This is a genomic window from Rhizobium sp. SVR5-2C (genome assembly GCF_056755115.1).
In genome coordinates this window covers 21,622-36,108 of the sequence record NZ_JBNDHT010000063.1, presented here as the reverse complement: position 1 = coordinate 36,108, position 14,487 = coordinate 21,622, and the positions used below count along the sequence as shown (strand labels likewise).

Sequence of the window (14,487 nt, the reverse complement as noted above, 5' to 3'; positions counted from 1 at the left end):
GTATTTCCCCTCGCGCCGAAGACGCCGCAATGTAAGGTGAAGGCGCCAGGAAACAAGCGCACAGGGGAGTATACGAAAGCGGGGAAGCTTTTATTCCTTCACCATTCTCCATGATGCGCGTGCCGGTGCGCGGATCAAAGCGTGCGTCGCGCTCTCAACGAGCGCGAAACCGGTCGCAATTGTCATTTGACCGGCGGAGAGCCACCCGCTCAGGAAGCGTCGTGCCGCCTAACGCCGTAGGCGGCCATGAAGACGCGAATGGCGCCGGAGATAACACGCTCCATCTCGGGCTTGGAAGGCGGCTCGGGCATGCTGCCGAAGAGACGGAATTTGAAGAAGCTGCCGCTCGCAAGATCAAGGAATTGCCCTGCGGCAAGATCGAGATCGTCGATCTTCAGCTTTCCGGCGTCCACATAGCGTTTCAGATAGTCGTGCAGGACCGTACGCAGGTTTTCCGGGCCCTTGAAGAAACGCTGGCAGAGCACGGGCATGCGTTCGCGTACGCCAAGCACGGTGCGCATGGCGGTAATGACCTTCTCGTCCGTCACATGGGAGATGAAGCTCAATCCAAAGTCATAAAGGCCTTCTTCGACGTCGTCATGCTCTTCGAGGGCCCCGCGCAGCGCGGCGACAAAGGCGGCGCGCTCGCTTTCGATCATCGCCGCAAACAGCTCTTCCTTGTTGGCGAAGTAGACATAAAGTGTTCCCTTTGAAACACCCGCCTCGCGCGTGACGTCGTTCATGCTCGCGGCATCAAAGCCGAGTTTCATAAAGACACGCTTTGCACCTTCAAGGATCTGCCTGCGCTTTGCCGGATCCTCTCCTGCTGCCCATCTGCCGCTTGTGGCATGGGTTTCGACGACGGAACCTTTCGATACTTCGGTCATTGCTTTTTAACTACGTTCGCAACTGCGACGATTCTTTAACAAAATCGAACCGCCTGGTTCGATATAGCTTGATATGACTGTAAAAACGCTCTATGTCAACTGAACCGAACCGTTCAGTTCGATTGCCACTAACCATGCGGACTTTCTAATGTCGTCCAGTCAGAAGACCAACGTAGCACGGATTGTCAGCGATTCCGCCGAAGCCGATGTGGCCGAGCGGGAAGCAGCAGCCTCCGCGGACGCCCCTGCCGCGGAGGCTCGCGACACGCCGCAGCTGCCGACCGCAGAGGCGATGCCCGCGGGCAAGCCCGAGGAAAAGAAGAAACGGCGGAGTTTCGTGCTGCCGATCATCGCGCTCGCCATCCTGGCGGGAGGCGGATGGTACGGCTACGAGTGGTGGACGAACGGCCGCTTCATGGTCTCGACAGATGACGCCTATATCGAAGGCGATATCGCGACGATCTCGCCGAAGGTCACCGGCTATGTCGCCAAGGTGAACGTCGTCGCCAACCAGCAGGTCAAGGCCGGCGATGTGCTCGCCACGCTGGACAACGGGGACTACCAGAACGCGCTCGATCAGGCGGAAGCCCAGATCGCCACCGAAAAGCTGTCGCTGAGCCGCATCGATGCGCAGATCGAGGGCGCCAAGGCCGCGCTCGCTCAGGCGCAGGCTTCCAAGGTTGCTCTCGATGCGGCAGTTCGCGGTGCCACGATCACTCAGAAGCGCCAGGCGGACCTTCAGGCGAAGTCGGTCGGCACGACGGCCGAACTTGATAACGCCAATATTGCTCTTGATCAGGCCAAGGCCAATCTGATCGGCGGGGACGCAAACATCAAGTCTGCCGAAGCCAACATCACCATCCTCGAAGCGCAGCGCAAGGAAGCCGAGGGCTCCGTCCGCACCCTCGAGCTGGCGCGTGACAAGGCCGCTCGCGACCTGTCTTTCACGGTCCTCAAGGCCCCGTATGATGGGGTCGTTGGCAACCGCTCGGTTCAGGAAGGCGATCTCGTTTCGCCCGGCCAGCGGTTGATGGCGCTCGTACCGGTTCGCCAGCTCTATATTGACGCGAACTTCAAGGAGACGCAGATCCAGCATCTCGTTCCCGGCTCGAAGGTCAACGTTCATGTCGATGCCTACGACAATCATCCGATCGTCGGCACCGTCGAGTCGATCTCGCCGGCATCCGGCTCTGTGTTCTCGCTGCTGCCGCCGGAAAATGCCACGGGCAACTTCACCAAGATCATCCAGCGCGTGCCGGTCCGCATCGCCTTGCCTCAGGATGCGCTTGACAGTGGCCGCCTGCGTGCGGGCCTGAGCGTCGTCGTCGACGTCGATACCCGCACGGCGCCGGATGCGGAGCAGGCAGCCAAGTGATCAGCCAGCCGGAGTAGGGCCAATGGCCGCGACGACCGCAACAGCAGGAACCGTTCCGGCCGCTCGCGCCGAGGAACACATGGATCCCCGCAAGCTCATTGCATTCTTCGCGATGGTGCTCGGCATGTTCATGTCGATCCTCGACATCCAGATCGTCTCCGCATCGCTGGCGGAAATCCAGGCTGGCCTCAGCGCGGGGTCGGACGAGATCGGCTGGGTGCAGACATCCTATCTGATTGCCGAAGTCATCATGATTCCACTGTCGGGTACGCTCGCGCGTATCATCTCGACGCGTTACCTTTTCGCGATTTCGGCGGCCGGTTTCACGCTGTCGAGCGTGCTCTGCGCGACTGCGACGAACATCGATCAGATGATCGTCTACCGCGCCATCCAGGGTTTTATCGGCGGCGGCATGATCCCATCGGTGTTCGCGGCCGCGTTCACCATTTTCCCGCCGTCGAAGCGCAGCATCGTCTCGCCGATCATCGGCCTGATCGCTACTCTTGCGCCGACAATCGGCCCGACCGTCGGCGGCTATCTCAGCCATGCTTTCTCCTGGCACTGGCTATTCCTCGTCAACGTCATTCCAGGCATCATCGTCACGGCGGTCACCTGGAATTTCATCGACTTCGACAAGCCGGAGCTCTCGCTCTTCAAGAAGTTCGACTGGTGGGGCCTCATCTCCATGGGCGTCTTCCTCGGTGCGCTGGAATATGTGCTGGAGGAAGGCAATTCGAACGGCTGGTTCGAGGACAGCTATATCGTCGCCGGTGCCGTGGCATCCGCCGTCGGTGCGATCGTCTTCTTCTATCGCGCTTTCACCAACGATTTCCCTGTCGTCGACCTTCGGGCCTTTACCAACCGGAATTTTGCCTTTGGTTCGGTGTTCTCATTCGTCATGGGCATCGGGCTTTATGGCCTGACCTATGTCTACCCGGTCTATCTCGGGCGCATCCGCGGCTATGATTCGCTGATGATCGGCGAGACGATGTTCGTCTCCGGCCTGGCGATGTTCTTCACGGCGCCGATCGCCGGCCGGCTATCGACGAAGATGGACCTGCGCCTGATGATGGCGATCGGCTTTGTCAGCTTCGGGGCCGGCACTTTCATCATGACGCATCTGACGGCGGACTGGGATTTCTACGAGCTCTTCATCCCGCAGATTCTGCGCGGCTTCGGCCTGATGATGTGCATGGTGCCCATCAACAACATCGCCCTTGGCACGATGCCGCCCGCCCGAATGCGGGGAGCCTCCGGGCTTTTCAATCTGACGAGAAACCTTGGCGGCGCCGTTGGTCTTGCGGTGATCAACACCCTGCTCACGACCCGTCAGGACGTCCACTACGAGCGTCTGCGTGAAAACCTCGACTGGGGCAATCCGACCGCAATCGACCAAATGAACAACATGGCCGCCAACTTCAATTCCTATGGAATGGATGGCGCGTCCGTCGCGATCAAGCAGATGGTCGGTCTTGCGACGAAGCAGGCAATCATCCTTTCCTTCAGCGACGTGTTCCTGCTCCTCACCTTGCTTTTCGTGGCTATGATCTTTGGCGTCGCGATGATCAGCAAGCCCGCGGCTCCAGGTGGCGGCGGCGGTGGTGGCGGAGGCCACTGAGCCCTTCGAGCAAATGAGGTAACGGCCGGCTTGGGACACCAAAGCCGGTCGTTCTGCATAAGGGATCGGCACCGGTCGAAGATTTTGATTTACGTACATCAAATTTGGCGCTAAAGGTCTCGTCAGGAGGAGATGATGAGGCCTACGGTTCACGACATCGCCGCTGCGGCGGGGGTCAGTCTTGCAACAGTCGATCGTGTTCTGAACCAGCGCCCCGGCGTGCGCCGCATCACGCGTGAGAAGGTCGAAACGGCCATCCGCGAAATCGGCTATGTCCGCGATGTTGCGGCCGCCAACCTTGCAAAGGGCCGCACCTATCCGCTGGTCTTCATCCTGCCCTCTTCGGACAATTCCTTTATGCACGGCTTGCACGCCGAAATCCGGGAGGCGATCAAACGCTCGCCGGTCGAACGTACCGACATCGGGACGGTTGAAGTTGCAGCCTTCAACCCGATCGCTCTGGTGGCGGCGCTGGATAGACTTGCGGACGAACGCCCCGCCGGGATTGCCCTTGTCGCCACCGACGCACCGGAAGTGATCGCCGCAGTCGACAAGCTGGTGGATGATGGCATTCCCGTGGTGACGCTGGTTTCGGACCTCACCGGGTCGCGCCGCCATCACTATGCCGGCGTCGACAACATCGCCGCAGGGAGAACAGCGGCGCGTCTGCTTGGTCGTTTCCTCGGCGATGCCGAAGGTGAGGTGGCTGTGCTCGCCGGATCCATGTTGGTGCGTGATCATCGCGAGCGGCTTGAAGGCTTTGCGGCATTGATGGCGCAGGAGTTTCCGAAACTTTCCATTTTGCCGGTCCTGGAAGGGCGCGACGATCCGGAGATGGCGCATATGCTGGTCGCCGATGCGCTGTCCAGGCATCAACGGGTGATCGGCGTCTACAGCCTGGGCGCCGGCAACCGCGGTCTCATCAAGGCGCTCAAGGGCAAGGGCGCGGACCGGCGCGTGACGGTCGTCGCCCATGAATTGACGGGCCATACACGCGCCGCGCTGATCGACGGCACGATCGATGCGGTGCTCAATCAGGACGCCGGCCACGAAGTGCGCAGCGCCATCCGGGTTCTCAAGGCCAAGGCCGACGGCCTCGCCGTCATCGACGCGCAGGAGCGCATCCGTCTGGACATATTCCTGAAGGATAATCTGCCGTAACGGCAAGGGAGAATGACATGTATCTGGGTCTCGATCTTGGAACCTCGGGCATCAAGGCAATGCTCATCGACGGTGATCAGAAGATCATCGGTTCGGCGAACGGTGCGCTGGACGTCTCCCGCCCGCATTCGGGCTGGTCTGAGCAGGAACCCTCGCATTGGATCCGGGCGACGGAGGAAGCGGTTGCAGGTCTGAAAGCGAAGCATCCGAAGGAGCTTGCAGCGGTCAAGGGCATCGGTCTTTCGGGCCAGATGCACGGTGCGACGCTGCTCGACGCTGACGACAAAGTGCTGCGCCCCTGCATTCTTTGGAACGATACCCGCAGCTATCGCGAAGCGGCAGCACTCGATGCCGATGCAAAATTCCGCAAGCTCACCGGCAATATCGTTTTTCCCGGGTTCACGGCGCCTAAACTCGCTTGGGTCGCCAAGAACGAGCCGGAAATATTCGCCAAGATTCGCTGGGTGCTGCTGCCGAAGGATTACCTGCGTCTCTGGCTGACCGGCGAGCACATGTCGGAAATGTCGGATTCGGCGGGCACGTCCTGGCTCGATACGGGCAAACGCAAATGGTCACCCGAACTGCTTGCCGCCACGAATCTCGACGAAAAGCAGATGCCGACGCTTGTCGAAGGCACGGAGCAGGCAGGCAAGCTGCGCGCTGAACTCGCCGCCAAATGGGGCATCACCGGCGGTGTGGTTGTGGCCGGCGGGGCGGGGGACAATGTGGCTTCGGCTTGCGGCATGGGCACCGTCAGTCACGGTGCTGCCTTCGTATCGCTGGGCACGTCCGGCGTTCTGTTCGCGGCGAACGGCTCCTATTTGCCGAAGCCGGAAAGTGCCGTGCATGCCTTCTGCCACGCGCTGCCGAACACCTGGCACCAGATGGGCGTCATCCTGGCGGCCACCGATGCGCTGAACTGGCATTCCGGCGTCACCGGCAAGTCGGCGGCGGATCTGACCACTGAACTCGGCGAGACATTAAAGGCCCCGACGGGCGTCACTTTCCTGCCGTATCTTTCCGGTGAGCGCACGCCGCACAACGATGCCGTCATCCGCGGCGCCTTCATCGGCCTTGCTCACGAGAGCAGCCGTGCGGTGCTGACGCAGGCGGTGCTGGAAGGTGTGTCCTTCGCCATCCGCGACAATCTCGAGGCGCTGCGTTCGGCCGGAACCGACATTTCACGCGTTACTGCCATCGGCGGCGGCTCGCGCTCGCGCTATTGGCTTGCTTCGATTGCGACTGCGCTCGGTGTTCCGGTCGACCTGCCGGCAGACGGCGATTTCGGCGCGGCCTTCGGTGCCGCCCGTCTCGGCCTCATTGCCGCCACCGGCGCCGATCCGGTTGTCGTCTGCGCGCCGCCAAAGACGACAGGGACGATCGAGCCGGTCACGGCTTTGAGCGCTGCCTACGAGGATGCCTACAAGCGCTACCGTGCGCTTTACCCGGCGATCAGGTCGCTGGCGGGCTGAACGGAATTGGGCCACCCCCTCACCCTACCCTCTCCCCGAGGGGAGAGGGGGAGTCCGCAGTGTCTGCCTCTGAAGGGATCGCAACACTGCAGCGAGTCTCTTCTCCCCGTTGGGGAGAAGGTGCCGGCAGGCGGATGAGGGGGCGCCGCACGGCAGAACAACAAATTGAACCCAAGGAGACATGGTCATGAGCACCGGATTTTTCGGCGATATCCAGAAAGTGAAATATGAAGGCCCGGACAGCACCAACCCGCTGGCCTTCCGCTACTACCAGCCGGATGAGATCGTCCTCGGCAAGCGCATGGAGGATCATCTCCGCTTTGCCGTCGCCTACTGGCACAGCTTCACCTGGCCGGGCGGCGACCCGTTCGGTGGCCAGACTTTCCTGCGCCCGTGGTTCGAAGACACGATGAAGGCGGCGAAGCTGAAGGCCGATGTCGCCTTCGAATTCTTCCAACTTCTCGGCACGCCGTTCTACTGCTTCCACGACGCTGACGTGCGCCCGGAAGGCAAGAACTTCGCCGAGAACACGAAGAACCTGAACGAGATCGTCGACTACTTCGCGGAAAAGCAGGCCGCCACCGGCGTCAAACTGCTCTGGGGTACGGCAAACCTCTTCTCCAATCGCCGCTACATGAGCGGTGCGGCCACCAACCCGGATCCGGACGTCTTTGCTTTCGCCGCAGCAACCGTGAAGACCTGCATCGACGCCACGCAGAAGCTCGGCGGCCAGAACTACGTTCTGTGGGGTGGCCGCGAAGGTTACGAGACCCTGCTCAACACCGACATGAAGCGCGAACTCGATCAGCTCGGCCGGTTCCTCAACCTCGTCGTCGAGTATAAGCACAAGATCGGCTTCAAGGGCACGATCCTCATCGAGCCGAAGCCGCAGGAGCCGACCAAGCACCAGTACGACTACGATGTCGCGACCGTTTACGGCTTCCTCAAGAAGCACGGCCTCGAAAACGAGGTGAAGGTTAACATCGAGCAGGGCCACGCGATCCTCGCCGGCCATTCCTTCGAGCACGAGCTGGCGCTCGCCGGCGCGCTCGGCATCTTCGGCTCGATCGACATGAACCGCAACGACTATCAGTCCGGCTGGGATACCGACCAGTTCCCGAACAACGTGCCGGAAATGGCGCTCGCCTACTACCAGGTCCTGCAGAACGGCGGTTTCACCACTGGCGGCACGAACTTTGATGCGAAGCTGCGCCGCCAGTCGCTCGATCCGGCAGATCTGCTGATCGGCCACATCGGCGGCATGGATTGCTGCGCCCGCGGGCTTAAGGCCGCCGCCAAGATGGTCGAGCACAAGGCCCTTTCGAAGCCGCTTGCCGACCGCTATGCCGGCTGGGATTCGGCTGAAGGCCAGAAGCTCTTCCGCGGCGAATACTCGCTCGAACAGATTGCCCATTGGGTTGAAAGCAAAGACGTCAATCCGCAGCCGAAGTCCGGCAAGCAGGAACTTCTGGAAAATATCGTCAACCGCTACGTTTGATCGGCGGTTAATGGGAGAGGGTCGGGAAGCAAAGGCTTCCCGGCTTTTCGCTGAAGCGAAGCGGCGAATAGGTCGTGAAGTGGACATTCAAGCGGGTGAAATAAATGCATCGCGGGTGCTACTCGCGCCGGGACTATCCCGCTAGCCGATGTCAGCGTTTCGTCCATCGCCGCGACGGTGCGCCGACCGAATTGCGCACCACAAGATCCGGCCGCAGCAGGATTTCGGTCTCCGCCGGCTGGCCGTCGGAGAGAAATTCCAGAAGTAGCGCCATGGCCTGCTTGCCGATCGCGGTTCGCGGCTGGCGGATGGTGGTGAGCGGCGGCGACATGAAGACGGCCTGTGGCACATCGTCGAAGCCGGTCACGGAGAAGTCGGTCGGAATGTCGTAGCCGCGGGCGCCGAGGCCAATCATCACGCCGATCGCCGTCTGGTCGTTCACACACATGAAGGCGGTCGGCAGCGTGTCGCGCATGAAAAGCTGCTCGACAGCGTGGCGGCCGCTTTCCAGCGTCCCGTCGCCTTCGAGGATGATGCGCATATCGGGTGCGACGCCTGCTGCATCGAGCCCGGCGTCATAGCCCTGACGCCGCCTGCTATAGGCAAGGCGTGTACGCGAATCGCCGATGAAGGCAATGTTGCGGTGGCCCTCGGCAAGCAGCAAATCGACCGCCTTTCTAGCGCCTTCCACATCGTCGACGCCGACATAGGGGATGCCGCCATTGAAAACCGGTTCGAAGACGCCGACGCTTGGCGGCAGACGGGCGGTCATCGTCTGATGGCCGAAAGGCAGGATGCCGGTAAAGAGGATCAGACCGGCGGCCTGGTTGGAATTCAGGAATTTCAGATATTCGAGACCGCGCTGGGCATCGTTCTGCGTATGGCCGATCAGGATGCCGTAGCCATGGGCGCGGGCTTCATTCTCAAGGCCGACGAGAATGTTGGAGAAATTCGGATCACCGATATCTGGGGCGACCACGAGAATCATGTTCGACCGGCCGAGCCGCAGGCTGCGGGCCATGGCATTCGTGGTGTAGCCAGTGATAGCGATCGCCTGATTGACTTTCAGGCGTGTCGAGTTCGCGACCTTTTCCGGCATGTGGATTGCCCGCGATACCGTCGCGATCGAAACCTCGGCGATCCGAGCGACGTCTTCTATGGTTGCGGGCGTGGAATTCGACACTGCGTCCTGCCTTGGGATGCCTTCGCCGCGACACTACACAGACTTGCCGGGAGGTCAAACGCCGGGGCCGGCAGATCTGTGTGCAACAATGATGTAAACCTTTACATACGTCGTGTAAAGGTTTACATATGGCCTTAAGCGGATGGGAGCCGCAGGGGAGGAAGCCAATCAATGAGTGTGGATCCAGTCGACGCCGCGCCTGTGGTGTTGTCCGCGCGGCGCATCTGCAAGTCGTTCAGCGGCGTGCAAGTCCTCTTCAGTGTCAATTTCGATCTACGCGCCGGCGAAATCCATGCTTTGATGGGTGAAAACGGCGCGGGCAAGTCGACGTTGGTCAAGGTTATGTCCGGCTTCGAGCAGCCAAGCTCGGGTGAGATCTTGCTCGACGGCAAGCCGGTCGTGCTGCCGGCCAACGGCGCGGCCGAAGCGCTGGGCATCGTTCTCATCCATCAGGAATTCAATCTCGCCGAACATCTGACGGTCACAGAGAGCCTTTTTCTAGGCCGCGAAGTCACGCGTTTCGGCGTGCTCGACCGCAAATACATGCGCGCCGAGACCCGCAAGGCACTCGATCTCCTGGGTTCGCACGTCGACGAGAATGCCATCATCGGCACATTGTCGATCGCGGACAAACAGATGGTGGAAATCGCCAAGGCAATCAGCCGCGATGCGCGCGTCGTCATTATGGACGAGCCGACGGCGGTGCTGTCGCGCGAAGAGACGAATTTCCTGTTCCGGCAGGTGCGCAAGCTGCGCGACGCGGGCACGAGCTTCATCTTCGTGTCTCATAAGCTCGACGAGGTGATGGAAATCACCGACCGCGTGACCGTGCTGCGCGATGGTCAGTGGGTCAAGACGGCCCCCACCTCGATGCTCGACGGCGAGTCGATTGCCCAGCTGATGGTCGGGCGCGAGCTTTCAAGTCTCTATCCCACCAAGGTGGAGCCCAACGTCGACGAGGAAGTCGTCCTTCGGGTCGAAAGCGTGTCGACGGGTTATGTTCAGGATGCCAGTTTCGAGGTTCGCAAGGGCGAGATCATCGGTTTTTCAGGCATGATCGGCTCCGGTCGTACGGAGCTGATGGAGGCGATCGCCGGGCTTCGCAGCCGTGCTTCGGGAGAGGTCCACATTCGCGGTGAATCGGTTCCGTCGGGCGATGTGCATGCCGCCAATCGCGCCGGGCTTGCCTACATGACGAAGGATCGCAAGTCGAAGGGCCTGCTCCTGCGCTCCGGCATGATGACCAATCTGACGCTACAGTCGCTCGGCCAGCATTCGCGGCACGGCTATCTCAGCCCGAGCAGCGAGGCGAAGGCGCTCGCCAAGGCGCGGCGGCGCTTCGATATCCGCGTTCGCGATACCAATATCGTCGCCGGCCGTATGTCGGGCGGCAACCAGCAGAAGCTGCTGCTTGCCAAGGTCATGGAGACCGAGCCCGAAATCATCATCATCGACGAGCCGACGCGCGGCATCGATGTCGGCACCAAGCAGCAGATTTATCATTTCATCTCGGCGCTGGCGCGCGACGGACGGTCGATCATCGTCGTCTCTTCGGAGATGCCTGAGGTGATCGGCCTCTGCACGCGGGTCGTCGTGATGCGTGAGGGACGGATCGTCGGCGTGCTCGAGGGCGACGAGATCTCCGAACAGGAGATCATGCGCTACGCCGCCGGATTGAAGAAGAAAGCCGCCTGACGCTGGCGGGGAAGGCGGCCGCGCTTGGCGCGCCGCGCACATATGATGCCCATCGAATTTGCGGGCGGGAGGTTGGTTTGGAGACGAGTGTGAACGAGGAGACCAGGGAGATCAGGCGTCGGCCCTGGCGGGATATCGACCTGCGGGCCATTGCGCCTTTTGCAGCCCTGATATTGCTGCTGATCGTGGGCGCGCTGGTCAATCCGAACTTCATCGGCATCACCAACCTTGCAAATGTCGCGACGCGCTGCGCCTTCATCGCCATCATTGCTGTCGGCGCCACCTTCGTCATTTCTGCGGGGGATCTCGACCTTTCCGTTGGCTCGATGGTGGCCTTCGTCGCCAGTCTGATGATCCTGTTGATGAATTCCGGTGTGATTGCCGATCCGACGTTGATGCTGGCCGCTGCGCTCCTATTCACGCTCGTTGCCGGCGCGCTCTGCGGACTTGCCAATGGTCTGATCACCACGGTCGGCAGGATCGAGCCTTTCATTGCCACTCTCGGCACCATGGGTATTTATCGCGGCCTGACAACCTGGCTCTCGCAGGGCGGGGCGATTACGCTGCGCTCGCCCGACATTCAGACGCTTTACCGTCCAGCCTATTTTGGCAGCATTCTCGGCGTGCCGGTGCCGATCGTCGTAATCCTGGCGGTCACGGCCGTTGCGGCCTTCATCCTTTATCGTACGCGCTACGGCCGGCATGTCGTCGCGGTCGGTTCCAACAGCGATGTCGCGCGCTATTCCGGCATTGCGGTCAATCGCGTGCGCACCATCGCCTTCGTCATCCAGGGGCTCTGTGTCGCCATCGCCGTGCTGCTTTATGTGCCACGCCTGGGCTCGACCTCGGCAACGACCGGCATCCTGTGGGAGCTGCAGGCTATCACCGCTGTCGTCGTTGGCGGCACGGCGCTGAAGGGCGGTGCCGGTCGTGTCTGGGGCACGATTTGCGGTGCCTTCATTCTCGAGCTCGTCGGCAACATCATGCTGCTGTCGAACTTCATCAGCGAATATCTCATCGGTGCGATCCAGGGTGCGATCATCATCATCGCCATGCTGGTGCAGCGCTCGCTGGTCCGCAAATCATAGCGGATCGGCTCCAGAAATTAGCCGGGATCACAGGGCGTCCGGTTGACGGTAGGAAAAGTCCCTGACGTTTATTGGGAGGAAATAGAATGCGCAAACTCATGTTGGGTCTTGCGGTTGCGGCCATCACTCTGGCGGGTACCGCATACGCACAGGATAAGAAGTTTACCATCGGCGTGTCCATTCCGGCCGCCGACCATGGTTGGACCTCGGGCGTCGTGTTTCATGCCGAACGCATCGCCAAGAAGCTGATGGAACAGCATCCGGGCCTGAACGTCATCGTCAAGACCTCGCCGGACGCCGCCAGCCAGGCGAACGCGGTGCAGGATCTTGACACGCAGGGCATCGATGCCCTCGTCATCCTGCCGTCGGATCCGGATCCGCTCGTCAACGCCATCAAGGAAGTCAAGGGCAAGGGCAAGTACGTCGCTCTCGTCGACCGCGCGCCGTCGACCAACGACGACTCCGTCCGCGACCTTTACGTTGCTGGAAACAACCCGGCGCTCGGCGAAGTCGCCGGCAAGTACATTGCTGCGCAGACGCCGGACGCCGAAGTCGTTGTCATCCGCGGTCTGCCGATCCCGATCGACCAGCAGCGCCAGGACGGCTTCGACAAGGGCATTGCCGGCTCCAAGGTCAAGGTTCTCGACCGTCAGTACGGCAACTGGAACCGCGATGATGCCTTCAAGGTCATGCAGGACTATCTGACGAAGTATCCGAAGATCGATGTGGTCTGGTGCCAGGATGACGACATGGCTGTCGGCGTGCTGCAGGCGATCGAGCAGGCCAAGCGGACCGACATCAAGTATGTCGTCGCTGGCGCCGGCTCCAAGGACATGGTCAAGAAGGTCATGGACGGCGACAAGTTGATCCCGGTCGATGTTCTCTATCCGCCGGCAATGGTCGGTACGGCCATGGAACTGACGGCTGCCGGCCTCTACGGCCAGGTTCCGGTGCGCGGCACCTTCGTCCTCGACGCGACGCTTGTCACGAAGGACAATGCCAAGGACTTCTACTTCCCGGATTCTCCGTTCTGATCATTTGATCCCGGTGCGCCCATCCGACAGGATGGGCGCATTTTCTTTGTCTGTTCGTCAGGAGTTTCCGCAATGCGGCACGTACCTCTTGCGGCTTCCGGACAGGCATGATTAGTTTCAACTGCTTGACTTTCAGCTTTTCAGCGACATCGGCCGTAAGCCCGTGGAGGCGCCTTATTCCGCCGAAAGGTATGCTAGAAGGCTCCATAAACGTTTACGGTCGACATCAGGGAGGATTCTGACATGAAGACGATTAAAGGGCCGGGCTTGTTCCTCGGGCAGTTCGCGGGCGATGTTGCGCCTTTCAACTCATGGGATGCCATCACCAAATGGGCCGCCGATACCGGCTACAAAGGCGTGCAGGTTCCGACCTGGGCGGGCCAGCTGATCGACCTGAAGAAGGCTGCAAGCTCCAAGGATTATTGCGACGAATTCGCCGGCAAGGCGCGCGAGAACGGCGTGGAAATCACCGAGTTGTCGACGCACCTGCAAGGCCAGCTCGTCGCCGTTCATCCGGCCTATGACGAAGCCTTCGACGGTTTCGCCGCACCCGAGGTGCGCGGTAATCCGAAGGCGCGGCAGGAGTGGGCTGTCGAGCAGGTCAAGATGGCGCTGACGGCCTCGAAGCACCTCGGTATCAAGGCGCATGCCACCTTCTCCGGCGCGCTCGCCTGGCCCTTCATCTATCCCTGGCCGCAGCGTCCGGCCGGTCTCGTCGAGACCGCATTTGACGAGCTTGCGCGCCGCTGGAAGCCGATCCTCGATCACGCCGATGCTCAAGGCGTCGATGTCTGCTACGAGATCCATCCCGGTGAAGACCTGCATGACGGCGTCACCTACGAGATGTTCCTGGAGCGCGTCGGAAACCATCCGCGCGCCAACATGCTCTACGACCCGTCGCATTATGTCCTGCAGTGCCTCGACTATCTCGAGAACATCGACATCTACAAGGACCGCATCAAGATGTTCCACGTCAAGGATGCGGAGTTCAATCCGACGGGGCGGCAGGGCGTCTACGGCGGTTATCAGGGCTGGGTCGAGCGCGCCGGCCGCTTCCGGTCGCTGGGCGACGGCCAGGTCGATTTCGGCGCCGTCTTCTCGAAGATGACCGCGAACGACTTCGACGGCTGGGCGGTGGTCGAATGGGAATGCGCCCTGAAGCATCCGGAGGACGGTGCGCGCGAAGGGGCCGAATTCGTCAAGGCACATATCATCCGCGTGACGGAAAAGGCGTTCGACGATTTCGCGGGCAGCGGCACGGACCAGGCTGCCAACCGCCGCATGCTCGGGCTTTCGTAAGCGGCTTTCCCTTCTCCCCAGCGGGGAGAAGATGTCCGAAGGACAGATGAGGGGGCGGAGCGAAGCAAGGCCCGAGCGAATGGCGAAGGGCATCCTCTGCCGCCAGCCCCCTCATCCGGCTGCCGCCACCTTCTCCCCGCTGGGGAGAAGGGATTCTTGGCAACCGTCGCTGAACAC

The 14,487-nt window shown here is 61.2% G+C and carries 11 protein-coding genes; 9 read left to right on the top strand and 2 right to left on the bottom strand.

All coding sequences use genetic code 11. The features are described 5' to 3' along the window. Positions 1–209 precede the first annotated feature (209 nt). The gene (locus ACPYOI_RS18705; protein WP_481419669.1) at positions 210–887 is read right to left on the bottom strand and encodes a TetR/AcrR family transcriptional regulator C-terminal domain-containing protein; all 678 of its coding nucleotides are present in this window, start codon (positions 885–887) and stop codon (positions 210–212) included. Between the two features lie 148 nt (positions 888–1,035). Between ACPYOI_RS18705 and ACPYOI_RS18700 the strand changes: the two genes are divergently transcribed. The 5 genes from ACPYOI_RS18700 to xylA all read left to right on the top strand — a co-directional run bounded on the left by ACPYOI_RS18700 (position 1,036) and on the right by xylA (position 8,011). Continuing rightward, positions 1,036–2,262, top strand: coding sequence for an HlyD family secretion protein (locus tag ACPYOI_RS18700; RefSeq protein ID WP_481419668.1), 1,227 nt, complete (start codon positions 1,036–1,038; stop codon positions 2,260–2,262). Positions 2,263–2,284: 22 nt separating this feature from the next. Further along, entirely contained in the window at positions 2,285–3,880 is a 1,596-nt protein-coding gene (locus tag ACPYOI_RS18695; protein ID WP_481419667.1) for a DHA2 family efflux MFS transporter permease subunit, read from the top strand. Between the two features lie 135 nt (positions 3,881–4,015). Next, positions 4,016–5,041, top strand: coding sequence for a LacI family DNA-binding transcriptional regulator (locus ACPYOI_RS18690; protein WP_481419666.1), 1,026 nt, complete (start codon positions 4,016–4,018; stop codon positions 5,039–5,041). Positions 5,042–5,058: 17 nt separating this feature from the next. After that, complete coding sequence (gene xylB / locus ACPYOI_RS18685; RefSeq protein ID WP_481423162.1) at positions 5,059–6,513, top strand: xylulokinase; 1,455 nt, start codon at positions 5,059–5,061, stop codon at positions 6,511–6,513. A gap of 187 nt (positions 6,514–6,700) precedes the next feature. Beyond that, positions 6,701–8,011 carry a xylose isomerase gene (gene xylA / locus ACPYOI_RS18680; RefSeq protein WP_481416396.1) on the top strand — a complete coding sequence of 437 codons (1,311 nt, stop codon included), beginning with the start codon at positions 6,701–6,703 and terminating at the stop codon, positions 8,009–8,011. 151 nt (positions 8,012–8,162) lie between these two features. On the opposite strand, the gene ACPYOI_RS18675 is transcribed toward xylA, so the two are convergent. After that, entirely contained in the window at positions 8,163–9,194 is a 1,032-nt protein-coding gene (locus ACPYOI_RS18675; RefSeq protein ID WP_481416395.1) for a LacI family DNA-binding transcriptional regulator, read from the bottom strand. Between the two features lie 171 nt (positions 9,195–9,365). On the opposite strand from ACPYOI_RS18675, the gene ACPYOI_RS18670 reads away from it, so the two are divergent. The 4 genes from ACPYOI_RS18670 to ACPYOI_RS18655 all read left to right on the top strand — a co-directional run bounded on the left by ACPYOI_RS18670 (position 9,366) and on the right by ACPYOI_RS18655 (position 14,310). Next, positions 9,366–10,889: a sugar ABC transporter ATP-binding protein gene (locus ACPYOI_RS18670; protein WP_481416394.1), complete on the top strand. Its 1,524-nt coding sequence runs from the start codon at positions 9,366–9,368 to the stop codon at positions 10,887–10,889. A gap of 77 nt (positions 10,890–10,966) precedes the next feature. Then, a complete protein-coding gene (locus ACPYOI_RS18665) occupies positions 10,967–11,977 on the top strand; it encodes an ABC transporter permease (RefSeq protein WP_481416393.1) in 1,011 nt (336 codons plus the stop codon). A gap of 86 nt (positions 11,978–12,063) precedes the next feature. Further along, a complete protein-coding gene (locus tag ACPYOI_RS18660; RefSeq protein WP_481416392.1) occupies positions 12,064–13,011 on the top strand; it encodes a substrate-binding domain-containing protein in 948 nt (315 codons plus the stop codon). Positions 13,012–13,254: 243 nt separating this feature from the next. Further along, a complete protein-coding gene (locus ACPYOI_RS18655) occupies positions 13,255–14,310 on the top strand; it encodes a sugar phosphate isomerase/epimerase family protein (RefSeq protein WP_481416391.1) in 1,056 nt (351 codons plus the stop codon). Positions 14,311–14,487 lie beyond the last annotated feature (177 nt).

Excerpts from the sequence above, each read along its gene's own strand:
- ACPYOI_RS18705 (WP_481419669.1), bottom strand. The coding sequence starts at position 887 with ATGACCGAAGTATCGAAAGGTTCCGTCGTCGAAACCCATGCCACAAGC.
- ACPYOI_RS18700 (WP_481419668.1), top strand. The coding sequence starts at position 1,036 with ATGTCGTCCAGTCAGAAGACCAACGTAGCACGGATTGTCAGCGATTCC.
- ACPYOI_RS18695 (WP_481419667.1), top strand. The coding sequence starts at position 2,285 with ATGGCCGCGACGACCGCAACAGCAGGAACCGTTCCGGCCGCTCGCGCC.
- ACPYOI_RS18690 (WP_481419666.1), top strand. The coding sequence starts at position 4,016 with ATGAGGCCTACGGTTCACGACATCGCCGCTGCGGCGGGGGTCAGTCTT.
- xylB (WP_481423162.1), top strand. The coding sequence starts at position 5,059 with ATGTATCTGGGTCTCGATCTTGGAACCTCGGGCATCAAGGCAATGCTC.
- xylA (WP_481416396.1), top strand. The coding sequence starts at position 6,701 with ATGAGCACCGGATTTTTCGGCGATATCCAGAAAGTGAAATATGAAGGC.
- ACPYOI_RS18670 (WP_481416394.1), top strand. The coding sequence starts at position 9,366 with ATGAGTGTGGATCCAGTCGACGCCGCGCCTGTGGTGTTGTCCGCGCGG.
- ACPYOI_RS18660 (WP_481416392.1), top strand. The coding sequence starts at position 12,064 with ATGCGCAAACTCATGTTGGGTCTTGCGGTTGCGGCCATCACTCTGGCG.
- ACPYOI_RS18655 (WP_481416391.1), top strand. The coding sequence starts at position 13,255 with ATGAAGACGATTAAAGGGCCGGGCTTGTTCCTCGGGCAGTTCGCGGGC.